This is a genomic window from Paenibacillus xylanivorans (assembly GCF_001280595.1).
GTDB classification, from domain to species: Bacteria; Bacillota; Bacilli; order Paenibacillales; family Paenibacillaceae; genus Paenibacillus; species Paenibacillus xylanivorans.
Window position 1 is genome coordinate 77,773 of sequence record NZ_LITU01000060.1, and the last position, 15,315, is coordinate 93,087.

A 15,315-nucleotide genomic window follows, 5' to 3' on the forward strand; every position below is an offset into this window, starting at 1 on the left:
GCATGAACCAAATTTGAATTGACAGGTGATATCCATGTCTTATAGACCGCGTATTGCAAATTTAGAACTAGCTAGTGGCAACAAGGAAGACGGATTGTATGAATTTAAAATGAAATTGGTAGACGGTACACAATGCCGTGTATTCTACTCCCATTCCCCGGAATGGAAGCTGACCAATATCAGCCGTCTACAGAAAACGCCTTGTCCGGTATGTCGCAAAGATTTCATTTGCAAATGCATGGACCAGTGGGCTGGTGACCTGCATCAACAGATGATCGACGACCAATGGATGGAAAAGGCAATTGCCGAGTAATTGCCAAAACAGATACGAGCGTGGGCATAGAGCCTGCGCTCTTTTTCTATTTTCCGTTTACACTTAAATAAAATATAAAAAAAGCGACCGAGATGACTCAAAACGGGTAAGTTACTCTAATAGCACACATGAGGAGGCCACGATTATGACAGCAAATCAAAAGGATCAGCATCAGGGACACCCGATTGTGCTTGTGGACGGAGTCTGTCATTTCTGCCAAGGCTTAACGAAGTGGATTATCAAGCGTGACCCCGAAGGGAAATATCATTTTGCATCACTTCAATCGGATGTAGCGAAAAAATTGCTGGAGAAGGGCAAGCTGTCCTCGGACAGCATGGATACTTTTGTACTCATTGAGGATGGAAAATATTATATACGTTCAACCGCAGCTCTGCGGCTGTCCAAAGGATTGAAATTCCCTTATCCATTATTGTACGTGTTGATTATTGTACCCAAATTTATTCGAAATGCCATATATAACGTGGTAGCTCGCAACCGATATCGCTGGTTCGGTAAAGATGAAGCGTGCATGCTGCCTACACCTGAAATTAAAGATCGATTCCTTTGAAGGGCTGAAGTGTGACATATTGTATCGGTAGAGATTGATTAATAACGGAAATAATTGGGTAATGAGTACGGATCAATTCTATTTTGGGAGGCAAATAACTTGAAGAAGTGGACTACATTAATTATTGGGGCATTATTGGTAGTAAGCATGACAGCTTGCGGAAGCGATGCAGATAACAGTACAGCAACGCCGCCAGCTGGAAACGAAACGTCTAACGAGGGTAATACAACTGCGGAGCAGGAGACAAAGATCCCTACATTGGACGAGTTAATTGAGAAAACGAATGCAGCGACTAAAGACATGAAAAGCTTCACTACAGAAGCCAATATCGATCAAAATTTGAAACTGGTGGCTGGCGAACAGTCCCAGGATCAACAGGTGAAAACATCGCTGAAGATGGATATCATCAAAGATCCGATGATGATCTATCAGGAAATGAAGATGGAAATGTCCGGACAGGAAGCGCAGAACGTGAAGCAATATATTACTGCGGATAATATTTATTCACAAGTGGGAGACCAGTGGGTCAAAATTCCTGACGATCAAACGAAACAACTGGTTGAGCAGATGAAGGCAAGCATGAATCCGGAAGGTGAACTGGAGCAATTCAAAAAGATTGCAGAGGACACCAAGATTACGGAAGAAGGCGACAACTACGTCATTAACGCTGACGTATCCGGTGATAACGTGAAGGAGCTGGCCAAAGCGGTCATGGAACAAAACGGATCGGATGCCCAAACTCAAGCGATGCTTGATCAAATGAATATTACCAGCATGAAAATGAAATATATGATTAACAAAGAAACCTACCTGCCTGCAAGTACGGATGTCAACATGGTCATGGAGATGGAGCAGGAGGGACAGAAAATCTCGATGGACATGAAAATGACCAGCACGTTCTCCAACCATAATGGCGTGAAAGAGATCAAGATCCCGCAAGAAGCATTGGATAGTGCTAAATAAGAAGCGAGCCGTTAGGCGGGTGTGATTCTCTCTGATGAGAGGTTAGCCTGGTTAAAGCTGCTATGAGGTGGATCTTCTGGAGAAGGCACTTTTGATTTTAATTTGTGTGAACCAACAAGTTCGCCGAATTCCAATCAGGGGTGTTTTTCTTTTTTGTATGCGTTGTGGTCAGAGTCCGAGGTGTTATAGTATAGTCGTGTAAGCGATTGGATTTAGAGTGGATGGGAAGTTGAGGGAAGGCTATTTCAGGCAGGAGGTCAAAAAAATGATTGAATATGCACATATCCACCATGTGAGTCTGGCTGTGCGTGATCTAGAGGTTGCGAAAAAATTCTATTCCGGTTTGCTCCGCATGCAGGAGATTGAACGGCCCCCTTTTAACTCCACAGGCACATGGTATGCCATTGGTAGTCAACAGCTTCATCTGTTGCAGCATCCGCAAGGGCATACGCTTCGTGAGGCTGGTATCGATACAACGGATGGACACTTTGCGATCTGGGTGACCAGTTACAAGGATACGTTGGCCTGGCTGGAACAGCAGGGAATTGAGTATGAGCCTAGGCCAGATAGTGTTGCTGGTTTTTCACAGATATTTGTGTTAGACCCTGATCGCAATATTGTAGAGTTTGATGCCCCTTATCACTCTTGAGTGATTTTCGTTTGAATAAATCCCTTGCTCCCCCAGAAATTGTATGCTATATTATCCATACATTCATAGCACGTGACGGAAGCACCGTCCATATACTGCATCTTCTTGCGGTTATTGGACGGTGCTTTTTTGTGCTTTTTTTGCAGGGAGGGAAGAAGAATTGATTGTTCTTAAGGCAGTGCTGGCTTCCAAAGACAGAGAGTATATCAGCGCCTGGCTTGATTTTGTACAAGGCAGCCCGACCGGCTCCGGTATACGATTTACCGCCTTTTCACAATGGGAACCGTTCAGGGATTACATGAATGAACAGGAAGGCAGAGAACTGCCGGATCTGGTAATTGCGGAACCGGAATTTCTGAACAATTGGTTGGGCGACGTTGGCGAAACCTCAGGTATTCCATGGCTGATGCTTAGTGAAGGATTAGATGAGGTGGATGAGGAAAAACGGCTGATGAAGTATCAACCTTTGCCTACACTGATGGACGCTGTTCTTAATGCTTGTCGGCAGCCGCGCCGTAAGAAGGCCCATCGTCCAGGACAGGAGACGCTTTCTATTGGAGTTGTATCAGCTTCCGGCGGGAGTGGCAAAACTGCGGTGGCGATGCATATGGCGAAGCAACTGGGGCTTGCAGGATATGCTGTTCTGTATCTCAATCTGGAGACGCTGGATAGCTCGATGCTGTTTCTGGAGAAGGGTCTGTCTAGAAGTGGACAGCGTATATCTGACGCAGAAACAGGACTGTCACGTCTGCTTTACGATTTGAAGGTGGGCAGGAAGGAATCAGGCAAACAGGGACAAGTGCCGTCTTCCTCCAAAGGGGTTGACGGATATGTGCTTCGTCACGAAGCGCTGAAGTCGGATGTATTCTGGCCGTTATCTAATCGGAAGGAACTGCTGCAAATGTCCCGTGAAGATACGAAGAGCCTGATCCGTTATTTGGCGGACTGCGGGCAATATGATGTGCTCATTCTGGATGGGGACTCAGGTTGGGATGGTCGCAGTGAGGGGATTTTCGATGCTGCCGATGCATTCGTGTGGTTAGTTGAGGATGACATCTCTTCCATGAACCGCTGGGGTCAATGGATGCAGCATATGGAGCGTACGAGGCCGGATCTACATGAAAGTGTACTGGACCGTGCCCGCTTCATTGTCAACAAGTATCGGGACAGCGTCATCAATGCCATACCAAGACCTGATCTGCATCTGGATGCTGTGCTGCCGTATATCCCTTCCTGGAAGCAGCTGAGTCAGGAGGAAGTGATGCTCAGCTCACCGATATTTCAACGCGAAGTGAAGAGGCTATGCGCCATGATCGTACAGGATGGGGAAGAAGAACTGGAGCAGACAGGACGAATCCAGAAGGGTGATGGGTGGTCACTATGATGGATTCATCCAAGATGATACTGGATCGTGAAGAGCAGTTTCAGATCATGCGTCGGGAGGTCAGGGCAGGCCTGGATTTGACGTCCTCTGCGGGAGACGAAGAACTGTGGCAGGGAATTGAGCGTAAAGTGCTCTCTGATCCGAAACTGGATGATCTGACCTCCGGAGAGCGTCATACGCTGGTGCAACGGTTATTTGACTCCTTTCGAGGGCTGGATATTCTGCAACCATTAGTGGATCATCCCGAGATTACGGAGATTATGATCAACAGCCACCGGGAGATTTTCGTTGAGCAGGAAGGTGAAGTCAAACAGATCACGCTGGAGTTTGAGTCCAGGGAACGATTGGAAGACATTATCCAGATGATTGTATCCGGGGTTAACCGGATTGTGAATGAGTCTTCTCCAATCGTGGATGCGAGGTTGAAAGACGGCTCGCGGGTCAATATCGTGCTGCCTCCGATTGCGTTGAAGGGCCCAACCATGACGATTCGGAAATTCCCAAGTGAACCGATGAAGATGTCCGATCTGATTGGTAAAGGTGCCCTGCATGAAGAGGCGGCAGAGTTGCTGCAACAGTTGGTACGCAGCAAATACAATATTTTTATCGGCGGCGGAACCGGGTCGGGGAAAACAACTTTCCTAAATGCATTATCTCAGTTTATCCCTGCGGATGAACGGATCATCACGATTGAGGACTCTGCTGAATTACAGATTGTCACTGTACCCAATCTGGTATCGCTGGAGACGCGTAATGCGAATACCGAGGGCAAGGGGCAAATATCCATTCGGGACTTGATCAAGTCATCCCTGCGGATGCGTCCAAATCGAATTGTCATTGGTGAGGTGCGGGGGGCAGAAGCGCTGGATATGTTGCAGGCCATGAACACTGGACATGATGGAAGCTTGTCTACCGGACACGCAAACACGATCTCCGATATGATCAGCAGATTGGAAACCATGGTGCTCAGCGGAGCGGATCTTCCCATTGCGGTTGTCCGGCAGCAGATCAGCTCGGCCATTGATATCTTTGTACATTTATCCCGGCTGCGCGACCGTTCACGTCGGGTGACAGAGATTAGCGAAGTGATTGGCATGCATGACGGAGAAGTGCTGCTCAATCCACTGTTTCGTTTCCAGGAAATCGAAGAAAAAGAAGGCAAGATTATTGGCGGACTCGTGCGAGTTGGAACGCTGAGACAAGTGGATAAAATTCAGATGGCTGGGCTAGGGGAATGGTTGAACGAGTACATAGAACGCAATAGTGATGAGTTAGATAAATCGGATAACAACGTTAATTAGATGATTTTATTGGTAGGTGATGAAGTTGGGTGAGGCCAGACAGGCTTTAACGGACTACACCGTATTTACGCTATCCCGGAGACAGCGGATTGTCTGCATGCTGATTAGTGGTTTGTTGTTCTTTGGTGTCGGTATTTTATTCTATCATCACTGGTTGGCCGGATTGATATTGGCTGCGGGGTGTATATGGGTACCAAAACACTGGACAAAAGTACTGCTGGAACGAAGAAGAATGACTCTCAGTTTACATTTTAAGCAGGCATTATATGCGTTGTCCTCCGCGCTGGCTGCGGGAAAATCGGTAGAGAATGGATTTAAGGAATCAGTAGAGGATCTGCGCATGCTGAATCCTGAGGCGGATACAGATCTCATTCGTGAATTCACCATTTTGAGGACGCGGATGGAGTATGGTCAGCCCATTGAAGAGGCGCTGCAAGACTTCTCGGATCGGGCCAAAATTGAGGATATCACAAACTTTGCCGATGTGTTCATCACTTGTAAGCGAACGGGTGGAGATCTGGTCGAAGTGGTGAGGCGAACCTCTGCGGTCATTGGTGAGAAGCTGGATATTCAGCAGGATATCATGGTAGCAGTGGCACAGAAGAAGTTTGAATCCAAAGTGATGTTTGCCGCTCCATTTATTTTTCTAATTTTTCTGAACTTTACGGCCAAGGATTTTATGGAGCCGTTATACAGCGGGATGGGATATATGATCTCCAGCGGGGCATTGGCGTTACTTGCCTGCTGTTATTTGTGGATTACACGCATTATGGATATCAAAGTATAAGGAGCTGACACGATGCTGCTTCCTGTTATTTTCGGAGGGGTGCTCGGAGCAGGGTGGCTGGTGCTGGATCAAACGCGAGGGCAGACCTACCGACATTTGCGCAAACTGGATATGGAAGGATTACGTCTGAAGAAGCTGCATGGCCCCTTTTTGTTTTTACTGGATAAGTTCGAGGTGGGCCGTAGGTTGCCTGTGCTCATGTTCCGCATGCAGCATGCCATTCAGAAAATGTATGGCATACAGCATAGTGGCGAGAAAACGATGCTCTATTGTGCTGAGATGCTGACTTATTCGTGGCTGATGTTGCTCGTAGGATGCCTTTTGTCGCTCGTTGGGGACATTGGGCTTGGGGGTATGGTAGGTGGATTGGCACTCGGTGTTGCATTGCCCTTCGCCCTTTACAAAGACCTTAACACCAAAGTACAGCGAAGAGATCAGGACATACTCATGGAGCTACCGGAGTTATTGAACAGAATTGTCCTGCTGGTTGGTGCGGGAGAAACGGTACAGCGTGCCATTATTCACTGTGTAGCAAGTCAGGGAGAACGGGATCATCCCCTCTATAATGAGCTGCGAAAGACGGTCGGGAATTGGAATAACGGTTATTCGTTTCAACAATCGTTTGAACAATTCAGTCGTCGCTGTGGTGTGCAGGAAGTGACGATTTTTACAACAACGGTGCTGCTGAATTTCCGGCGAGGGGGAGGTGACTTTGTATTGGCGCTGCGGGATCTGTCCCATGTGTTGTGGGAGAAACGCAAGGCCGTTAGTCGGGCTAAGGGAGAACAGGCTTCTTCCAAATTGGTGTTTCCGATGGTCCTGATCTTTTTTTCGATTGTGGTGATGATCGGGGCACCTGCTTTTATGATGATGAATATGTAGGAGGAATTGGGATGTTGGACTTAATGAAAAGCAAAGTAACTGGATTTTGGAAGGAAGAGGACGGGCTTGGTACGTTGGAGCTGATTCTGATTATTGGCGTTATTATCATTATTGCATTAATATTCAAGAAACAAATAACTGAGCTAATTACGAGCCTGCTTAGTAAAGTGGACACGAAAAGTAATGAATTTTTCCCGGGTAAGTAGATTTAAAAAGGAAGAAGGGAGCTTCACCATCGAAGCCTCCCTCGTCTTCCCTATTGTGCTGTTTATTATCGTGTTGTTACTCTTTTTCTCTATGTACATGTATCAGAAAACATTTCTGAACCAGCATGCGTATGCAGCTTCTGAACGTGCCGCCTACAGCTGGGACAATAGCCACAAGCAGGCGACGACCGGTGAAGTTGTAGCTGGGGAACATGACAACTTGTACTGGAGATTGACCGATGATCGATTGCTCGGAGCACTGTTTGGTTGGGCGGGAGCGGACAATGAGGTAATTGTTTCTGTACCCGCGGGAGAAGGAGGAAGCCTATCGGAAAAGAAACTGTCCCAAGCAGCACAAGGCATGCCTTCTGGCATGAACGGGACAATTGAATACCAGAACTCGCTGATCCAACGAAAAGTTACAACCAAGCTGGAGCAGGTAATTTCTTTACCGGTGCCTTCTTTTTTATTTGATTCAGGTAACAGTGTATTAACACAAGGAACATCTGCAGTTGTAGAACCGACGGAATTCATCCGAACCGTGGATCTGGTCCGTTATTATGCAGCCAAGTTTAAAGGCAAGGGCGGGGCCGCAGCCAGTACTGCCGCTGAAGCGGGACAGGTTGTACAGCATTTTGGCAAAACCAAAAAATGAGGAAAGGAGGAGGAAGCACTGTTCAGAAAAAAAGACGGTGAATCAGGAGCCGTAACCGTGTTCTTGATCTTAATTTTAGCCGGAATCTTTATGTTTGTTGCCATATTTATCGATTATGCACGAATTGCTGCCTTTAAAGTACAGGCAGAACGAATGACGCATGCGGCGATGAGATCTGTGATGTCAGCCTATGATCCGTCCCTGCGGGAGTATGGTCTATTTGGATATGGTGACAGCAGTGCAGAAGCGATCATGGCCAAAGTGCTGAATGATAGTGTGAAGCCCTCGGCTGTAAAAGATGGATTTCCAATTCTGGATATCCAATGGGATACGACTTCACTGAGCATGGAGCGTGAACTGGGCAGATACGATATTTTTAATCGCCAGATTCAAGAGGATATGAAATATCGAGCGCCGGTTGATTTTACCCTAGAGGTGGTCAACCGTTTTAAGCCGATGTCGGAAGAGATGAAAGAAGCTGCTCATACCGTGGATTTACTCAAAAAATTGCAAAAACTGTATGACAAACGTGAGGAATTGCTGGACGAAGCAATAGCCAATCAGACGGAATCCGCCGAAAAGCTGAAGGGTCTGCCTGCATTGATCATGAATCCGCCTTCCTCTGCCATTTACGATGAGATGTTAAGAGAGACGCCAGAGACAGCTGCCGAAGTAGCGGCGCGTTATGCGGATTATCTGAACAAGAAACAAATGGATGAGGGACTGCCCTTCAACCAGCAATCGTACATGCTGGAGCTTGCTCGTTATCGTACAGGCGTGGGGAATGTGGTGACAGGCATAAGCATGATCATACAGCCAGCATTGCAGGCTCATCAGACGAAATTGGAGGAAGCACAAGCCAAGATTGAAGAAGCTCGCAAGATCAATGAGGAAATGAAGCGGGTAATCGCTGAAGGGGAGAACCGTTCACAGAATGCCAGTTACGATAAAGTAGGCAACTCAACGCTGCCTGGGACGAGCCCTCCGTCTACCGGATCGGGTAGTGAAGCGAAAAGTACACGCTCCCTTGCTTCGGAACTTGTAAGAGCCGACACGCTGTTCGATCAGTTAAACGTACGTATACGCTCACAAAATTCGGATTTTACCAATGTCAGAAATGACAGCATGGAGCTTAATACGCAGCTTCGCACTATTACGGTGGTGAGTGGTGTTTCCATTAAACCAGCGGTTAGACAGGCTAGTCAGGTAACGGAACGATACATGGACACTTACGTGAGAAGTGGCCCCTCCAATGTCATTCTTCAAAGTAAACAGCAGTTGGAGAGCGGTCGCGGATCGGATACCCAGCGCAAAGCGAATGACAAGGAATCCAAAGGGAAGTTGAAGGATGTTAAACGGATTTTTTCGCAGATTGAAAAGGGAAGCTCCGGATCAATGGAAGCCTTCAAGCAACTGGAAGAGTACTACAACGGCAGCATCGCTTTTAACCAAGCGAGTCGTGAGGAAGCCAAAAAGGCAGAGATTGCTGGCGATCCGTATGACTCCGGTGGTGACGCCATGAACGGAATGGACAGTTTGTTCAGCGGTATGTCCGGTCTGTTGGATAGCCTTGGAGATGAATTGTTCCAGAATGAGTATGCACTGGCGTATTTTAATTCGATGGATTTTGGACAATTATTCAATTGGACTGAAGGTAGCGGCGATCCTGGTGAAGTGTTCAAACTGGAGAATCAGGAACTGGAGTACATCGTCTATGGTTTTCATAATCCTTCTGGGAATATTGCCGCTGCATATGCGGAGATCTTTGGCATGCGTTTGGCGATTCGAACTGCAGAAGGATTAATTGAGAATAGCAAGCTTGGGAATCCACTACTTGTATTATCTGCTGCAATTTTATATGGAATTACAAACGCTATAGCAGATATGGTGAAGTTGGCTAAAGACGGCAGTGTGGAATTGTCCAAATATATCAAAGTGAAGCTTACATACAGGGATCATCTCCGATTGTTCCTCTTAATGCATAGCAACAATGAACGCAAAATGTCCAGAATGTTGGCTTTGATCAGGTTAAATACGGGCGTGAACCCGGACGAGAAGCAGACCTATGCTTCGGGAGACATGCGCAGCAGTATCAAGCTGTGGTTTTTGCCGGGAGTCACCAGAAGTATAGGTGCTCTCATGGGTAGTGCAGACCAGGTAGAAGATGGGCGATTTTTCATTGATCGGAAGGCCGATTATTCCTATTAAATATCCGGGTCGTTTCGGTGGAGGGATTATGGATAAGCAGCATCAGCAAGAAAAAGTTTTGGCATCTTTGCACAATCGAATAACACGAATTCACAGACTGGAAAGATTGAAGTCACTGATTGAACAGAGTCGTTCTCTCCGAAAGTTGCGTTCTCCAAAAAGGGAACAGGGCAGCATCGTTTTGGAAGCCTCACTGGTTTTGCCTGTATTCCTGTTCTTTGTCATGTTCCTCATTTACATCGTACAGATGACGTTAGTATCGACAGCGCTGCAGAGTACGGCAGGAGAAGCCGTGAAGCAGTTATCCACGAAAATATATCCGGTCTCCCTTGTATTCACGCCCTCTGATTCCGCAGGTAGTGGAGGCTCAGAGGGTGGATGGAAAATACCGGAGCTGTCACTGACGGAATGGGCCGAAGAGTATGCCTCTTCGCTACCAGAGCCGCTAAGCGATTGGGTCCGTGCCGCCGCTGCCAGAGGTGAACAACCATTACAGGAGATCAAGACATCCGTTCTTGAGACCGTACTTGATCCGACTGTTAAACCGCTGCTTCAGCCTTTTATTAATACTTCTGTGCTGGATGTAGAGCGTGTGCATGTTAACGGTATTTCCATACCTGATCTCAAAAATAAAACGAACCCTTACTTTCGGCTTGAATTGAGCTATGAAATGCCTGTTAAGGTCCCCTTCCTAGGGAAATCTTTACGCATTCAAGCGGCTGCGGCAGAACGGGTATGGATCGGAGATACCGGAGAAGGCTCCAATGGTAATGGAGGAGAAGCGGATTCTGCAGGAACAGTAACCGTGTTATCCAAGCCGGAGCCAGCATATATAGGCAATAATGCAACAATTAAGGTTAAAGTGGAGCCCGGAGCTACAGCGAACTTAACGATATTTTACAAGTCGGGTGAAAGTTCGGCCAAGCATATCGGATGGGCGACTGCCGATGAAAATGGTGTGATTGAGTGGAACTGGTTTGTAGGAACACGTACAACGGAGGGCACATGGACGTTTGTTGTGGAGACAGCGGATGGTGCCAAGACGGTTACTGAGTTTAATGTGGCTTCCAGAAAATAATGAAGGAGATGATGGAGGTGGAGTGGTTTTACCTGGCCTGTGGTCTATATGTGATTGCAGCTTTTGTTACAGATGTTCGTTCGATGAAGATTCCAAATCGTTTGACTTTACCAGTGACTGTCACGGGAGTACTGGCCCATACCATCTGGGGGGGATGGGAGGGATTTATGTTCTCAGCAGCCGGATTCGCGATCGGGTTTGGTGTGTTATTTCTCATGTATCTAATAGGTGCAGTGGGTGCGGGAGATGTTAAATTGTTTGGGGGGATTGGAGCTTGGACAGGTCTGATCTTTGGCGTTCACGTTATTATTTACTCCGTTTTGTATGCAGGGGCAATCGGATTAGTCATTCTATTGTTCCGCAGGGATTCTGCGAAGCGAATTCGCGGCATGGCAGGAAATCTTGCCGGTTTTTTCATGCTCGGTTCGCTCAAGCTGGTCAACCAGGAAAAGACATTGAAGTTTCCATTTATGCTGGCGGTATTGCCGGGATTCATTAGCGCCTATATCTATATGTCTTAATTTGAATTTTATAAGATGTGGGTATTGCAAATTATAGCTTATTAACGGAAAGAGAGGATTGACATGTATGGATTAACGAGAGATTTCATTCGAAACGGCGGATCGTTTATGGTTTTGGAAAAAGCGGAAGGGCTGCGAATGGACGAACTAAGCCGTGTGCAGATGGGTATGTTGTCTTCCAATCAAATTCCAAGGCTTCTTCCAGTTCATATCCGGGAGGTGGATCGTAATGTAACGTTACAATATGATATTTCAGGGTATAAGATGTTACCTCAGATGTTAAAGTCAGGAAAAATCAAGCTGCGTGTGTTATATGGTCTATTGTTTCAACTGGCAGATACGTTTACGGAATGCAGACAATATATGTTGGATTCACGTAAATTACAGATTCAGGAAGAGTACATATTTATCAATGGTTCATTGGAAATTGGAGAACTTGGATTGGTATATATTCCGATTGTCGATGTGGTTGAGGTTGATTCGACCCCTCAGCAATTTCGCGAACTGGTTATTAGACTAATGGCCAATGTTCAGGAGCTTCAGGGCGAGGGGATTCAGCGTGTCCTCCAGCTATGTGACAATGAACAATGGGATATCAAACAATTGCGTGAACTATTGCTTGAATTATATGCAGATGAGCAGAGTAGTTCTGGTTCAGGCCAAGCATCGTTTATGTCTTCGCGTGGATCATCCGGGTCAACTGACAGTGAATTAGGAATGCCAATTTCCGCAATTCCAGAGCGGGGGAATGAGTCGTTTTCCAATAGAACTGTGCAAGACCGGTATCGTCATTTGGATGGAAAGGGTGAAGCTGGGCAGCAGTTGAAATCAAGCCATCAACCGAGCGTATCTAATGCGGAGGAAGACAAACAGCTAAACAAATCCTTTTTAGGATTCTCCGGGAGACGTTCATCGATAGAGTCTTCATTACAATCTAAAAATGGTGTTACCAATCCGGCACAGCGCCAAACGTTTGATTCAGTACAGGAAGATGTTATGGAAACGGAAGAGAAATCAGGATCTTCCAAAACGACCTATATCATTCTGGGCTGTATGATTGCCACGGCACTGGTATGGAGATTTATCTATATGGAACAACCGGGGCAGACACAAATGATTCTATCCGCAGCTTTAAGTGGTGGGTTGCTTGGGATCGCAGGTTGGGCATGGGTGACCAAAGGGAAATTTGGAAGTTCAAAATCCAATCCGCTACGCAAGAAGATGCCGAATGAAGAATATACAGAGGGCGAATCACAGGAGGGCTCCTCCAATAAGCGATCTGCTTTTTTCGGTTTGGGCAGAGGCAAAGACAAGCACAAAGAAAGTGAAGAAGAGATGTTTCAGGAGAGCTGGCGTTGGAATGCCTCTGACATGTCTCCAGAAGGTAACGCATATGCACAAGGTTACACGAGTCAACAGAACTCTGGTGATATGCAAAGTTCTGAATCAGGACGGGGGCATTCTTTTGAATCCAGGTCATCTGTAGCAGGAAATGCTCGCTTTCATAATCTACATATACCAGCCGAAGTATCTGATGAACCTTTCGTTCAGCATACTATCGAAGCCACTGCTTCAACATCGGAGCTCTTCCATCATCATGCGGCGGCTGATGCAACAGTAAATTTGCAGAGTATTGCTGGCGGAAGCGTTGGAGGAGCAGGTCCAGTAGTACCTTCTTTTTATCTTGAACGCAGATCCGCAACAGGAGACAAAAATGAACGGATGGATGTCCGTGGGGCCTCTTTTGTTATTGGCCGATCGGCGGATATGGTCCAGTGGGTGGATTCAGCCACCGGCGTGTCCCGTGCTCATGTGGAATTGAGCCGGAACAAATCGGGTTATGTCATTAAGGATTTGGGTTCTGTGAATGGAACAATTCTCAAGGGCAATGTCCTTGCTCCGTACAAAGAATATCCGCTCGAAGATGGAGATACCTTTACGTTGGCTGAGTCTGTTTACACGTATCGATCAGTCGGATAGGCCCCGGTGTTTCAGATCTTCCAGTGCTTCGGTCAATGTAGGGAAGGTAAACTGGAATCCATGATCCAACGCTTTTTGCGGAATAACCCGCTGTCCCTGAAGCAGCACGACAGAGAGTTCTCCAACCAGCGTTTTGATCAGAATTCCGGGTACGGGGAACCAGTGCGGGCGATGATACACTTTGCCTACCGTACGTCCGAATTCATCGTTGGTAACCGGGTTGGGCGAAGAGGCGTTCACCGGACCGGAGATTTCTTTATTTTGGATCGTGAAATCAATCAAACGCACAATATCCATAATATGAATCCAACTGGTCCACTGTTTGCCACTTCCCACCCTGCCCCCAACACCAAGCATATAAGGCAGTTTCATTAATGGAAAGGCACCTTTTTTATGACCAAGCACGAGGCTAACGCGAATCTTCACAAGTCTCACATGTTTGATGGCATCAGCAGCAAGTTCCCATTGTTCAGAGACGCGGGATGGGAAATTCACCGATTGTTGTGGACTGTTCTCATCAAATGTTTTCGAAGCAGAGGTGCCATAGATTGCCATGGCAGATGCCTGTACGACCACCTCCGGTTTTTGCTCCAGTGCATTTACCAATTTGGCTACGCGAGCTACAGTAGTCACTCTGGATTCCACGATCTCCAGTTTCGCCTTGGTTGTCCAGCGTTGATTCAACGTTTCCCCGGCAAGATTCACCAAGGCATCCATTCCTTCCAGCAAATGAGGCTGTTCTTCCAACTGTTCCCATGAGAAATAGGTAAGATTTTGGCTGGGATTATGTAAATTGGGAAGTTTGCGTGTAATAACTTTCACATGATGGCCTGCCTGAAGCCAGTAATCTACGAGCGCTCCTCCAACAAAACCGGTACCTCCGCAAATCGCAATCTTCATCTTGGCGACCTCCTTGTTATGTTGACTGTACTGACATGTATTCTCGAATCGACAAACAGCCCCGGACGGTAAGTGCTGTCTTGCTGGATTGACTTACCTGACGGAGCATGCCTGCAAATATGTAAGCAAAATACATGTTCGGCTGAATTCCATGATCTATTTATTTATTTATTTATTTATTAGATGTTTATAAGGCGAATAGTCAATTTGGTTCTTCTCCAGAAATTTTACCAGAAACTTATTATCCCGCTTCGGTGTGGCTATAATGTATCCTTTAATACAATGATCTCTGGAGACTTCAGGCGCATTATTTTCGAACGCAATTTTTCCGATTTCTGCTGCGATGGAATGTTTGGCGATATCTCGAAATGGTCCAGGTACGGGCTCTACAAGCTGGTCGAGAAAAGCTTTTGCTTCATCAGTCCATAAATGACGACTGGTCTCAACCCAGTGATTCTGCCAATCGAGTTTTGATTTCCCGTCAGCCTTCGGAAGCACTTTCAAAAACTTGCGCATCATAAAAAATCCGCCAACACACATACTTCCAAGCAAAAGAACTGTCCAGAATGCGATCGTGTTCATAAACCAATTGCTGGGGGAACTACTGGTCAACGTCAAAGCGTAGGAGCCGAAAATCATTGCGGAGTCACCTCGGTTTATTGATTTTCACGGAAAGACGGATTCCGCCCACCCATGTTCCAAATTACAGCTGTAAAAAATAGCCTATATCCCGAATTATAGCGCATTTCTAGATTTATTTCGATAATCGCGTTAGAATAAGGGATAATTCAGAAAAAGGGGGATTAATAATGCTGAAAATCGGCTCCCATGTGTCCTTTTCGGACAAGGGATTATTGAGTGCAACGAAGGAAGCGTCCTCGTACGGTTCTAGTTCGTTTATGATATATACGGGTGCACCG

16 protein-coding genes and 1 pseudogene are annotated in these 15,315 nt (G+C 46.5%); 15 read left to right on the plus strand and 2 right to left on the minus strand.

Going from position 1 to position 15,315, the window contains the following annotated elements:
- Positions 1–34 precede the first annotated feature (34 nt).
- The 14 genes from AMS66_RS15705 (at position 35) to AMS66_RS15770 (ending at position 13,495) form a co-directional block, all read left to right on the plus strand.
- Positions 35–313, plus strand: coding sequence for a hypothetical protein (locus AMS66_RS15705; protein ID WP_024629327.1), 279 nt, complete (start codon positions 35–37; stop codon positions 311–313).
- 145 nt (positions 314–458) lie between these two features.
- Complete coding sequence (locus AMS66_RS15710; protein ID WP_053781705.1) at positions 459–881, plus strand: thiol-disulfide oxidoreductase DCC family protein; 423 nt, start codon at positions 459–461, stop codon at positions 879–881.
- 99 nt (positions 882–980) lie between these two features.
- Positions 981–1,844: a DUF6612 family protein gene (locus AMS66_RS15715; RefSeq protein WP_053781706.1), complete on the plus strand. Its 864-nt coding sequence runs from the start codon at positions 981–983 to the stop codon at positions 1,842–1,844.
- A 265-nt stretch (positions 1,845–2,109) separates the two neighbouring features.
- On the plus strand, positions 2,110–2,493 hold the full coding sequence (locus AMS66_RS15720; RefSeq protein ID WP_053781707.1) for a VOC family protein: 384 nt from the start codon (positions 2,110–2,112) through the stop codon (positions 2,491–2,493).
- A gap of 160 nt (positions 2,494–2,653) precedes the next feature.
- A complete protein-coding gene (locus AMS66_RS15725) occupies positions 2,654–3,877 on the plus strand; it encodes a nucleotide-binding protein (protein ID WP_053781708.1) in 1,224 nt (407 codons plus the stop codon).
- Complete coding sequence (locus tag AMS66_RS15730) at positions 3,877–5,178, plus strand: CpaF family protein (protein ID WP_407944550.1); 1,302 nt, start codon at positions 3,877–3,879, stop codon at positions 5,176–5,178. Before AMS66_RS15725 ends, AMS66_RS15730 begins: the two co-directional genes overlap by 1 nt.
- A 19-nt stretch (positions 5,179–5,197) precedes the next feature.
- Positions 5,198–5,965 carry a type II secretion system F family protein gene (locus AMS66_RS15735; RefSeq protein WP_053781709.1) on the plus strand — a complete coding sequence of 256 codons (768 nt, stop codon included), beginning with the start codon at positions 5,198–5,200 and terminating at the stop codon, positions 5,963–5,965.
- Between the two features lie 12 nt (positions 5,966–5,977).
- Entirely contained in the window at positions 5,978–6,847 is an 870-nt protein-coding gene (locus tag AMS66_RS15740) for a type II secretion system F family protein (protein ID WP_053781710.1), read from the plus strand.
- 11 nt (positions 6,848–6,858) lie between these two features.
- A complete protein-coding gene (locus tag AMS66_RS15745) occupies positions 6,859–7,053 on the plus strand; it encodes a Flp1 family type IVb pilin (RefSeq protein ID WP_053781711.1) in 195 nt (64 codons plus the stop codon).
- Positions 7,031–7,708, plus strand: coding sequence for a TadE family protein (locus AMS66_RS15750; protein WP_053781712.1), 678 nt, complete (start codon positions 7,031–7,033; stop codon positions 7,706–7,708). Before AMS66_RS15745 ends, AMS66_RS15750 begins: the two co-directional genes overlap by 23 nt.
- 57 nt (positions 7,709–7,765) lie before the next feature.
- Positions 7,766–9,916, plus strand: coding sequence for a hypothetical protein (locus tag AMS66_RS15755; RefSeq protein WP_053781713.1), 2,151 nt, complete (start codon positions 7,766–7,768; stop codon positions 9,914–9,916).
- A gap of 28 nt (positions 9,917–9,944) precedes the next feature.
- On the plus strand, positions 9,945–10,994 hold the full coding sequence (locus AMS66_RS15760; protein WP_082350730.1) for a pilus assembly protein: 1,050 nt from the start codon (positions 9,945–9,947) through the stop codon (positions 10,992–10,994).
- A gap of 11 nt (positions 10,995–11,005) precedes the next feature.
- Positions 11,006–11,515, plus strand: coding sequence for an A24 family peptidase (locus AMS66_RS15765; RefSeq protein ID WP_053781805.1), 510 nt, complete (start codon positions 11,006–11,008; stop codon positions 11,513–11,515).
- A 63-nt stretch (positions 11,516–11,578) separates the two neighbouring features.
- Positions 11,579–13,495 carry a DUF6382 domain-containing protein gene (locus tag AMS66_RS15770; protein WP_053781714.1) on the plus strand — a complete coding sequence of 639 codons (1,917 nt, stop codon included), beginning with the start codon at positions 11,579–11,581 and terminating at the stop codon, positions 13,493–13,495.
- Here AMS66_RS15770 and AMS66_RS15775 read toward each other — a convergent pair.
- A complete protein-coding gene (locus AMS66_RS15775) occupies positions 13,484–14,395 on the minus strand; it encodes a TIGR01777 family oxidoreductase (RefSeq protein WP_053781715.1) in 912 nt (303 codons plus the stop codon). The genes AMS66_RS15770 and AMS66_RS15775 overlap by 12 nt on opposite strands.
- A 168-nt stretch (positions 14,396–14,563) precedes the next feature.
- Positions 14,564–15,034: a DUF2621 domain-containing protein gene (locus tag AMS66_RS15780; RefSeq protein WP_053781716.1), complete on the minus strand. Its 471-nt coding sequence runs from the start codon at positions 15,032–15,034 to the stop codon at positions 14,564–14,566.
- Between the two features lie 170 nt (positions 15,035–15,204).
- Here AMS66_RS15780 and AMS66_RS33775 point away from each other — a divergent pair.
- Positions 15,205–15,315, plus strand: a pseudogene (locus tag AMS66_RS33775) (deoxyribonuclease IV); the annotation flags it as partial.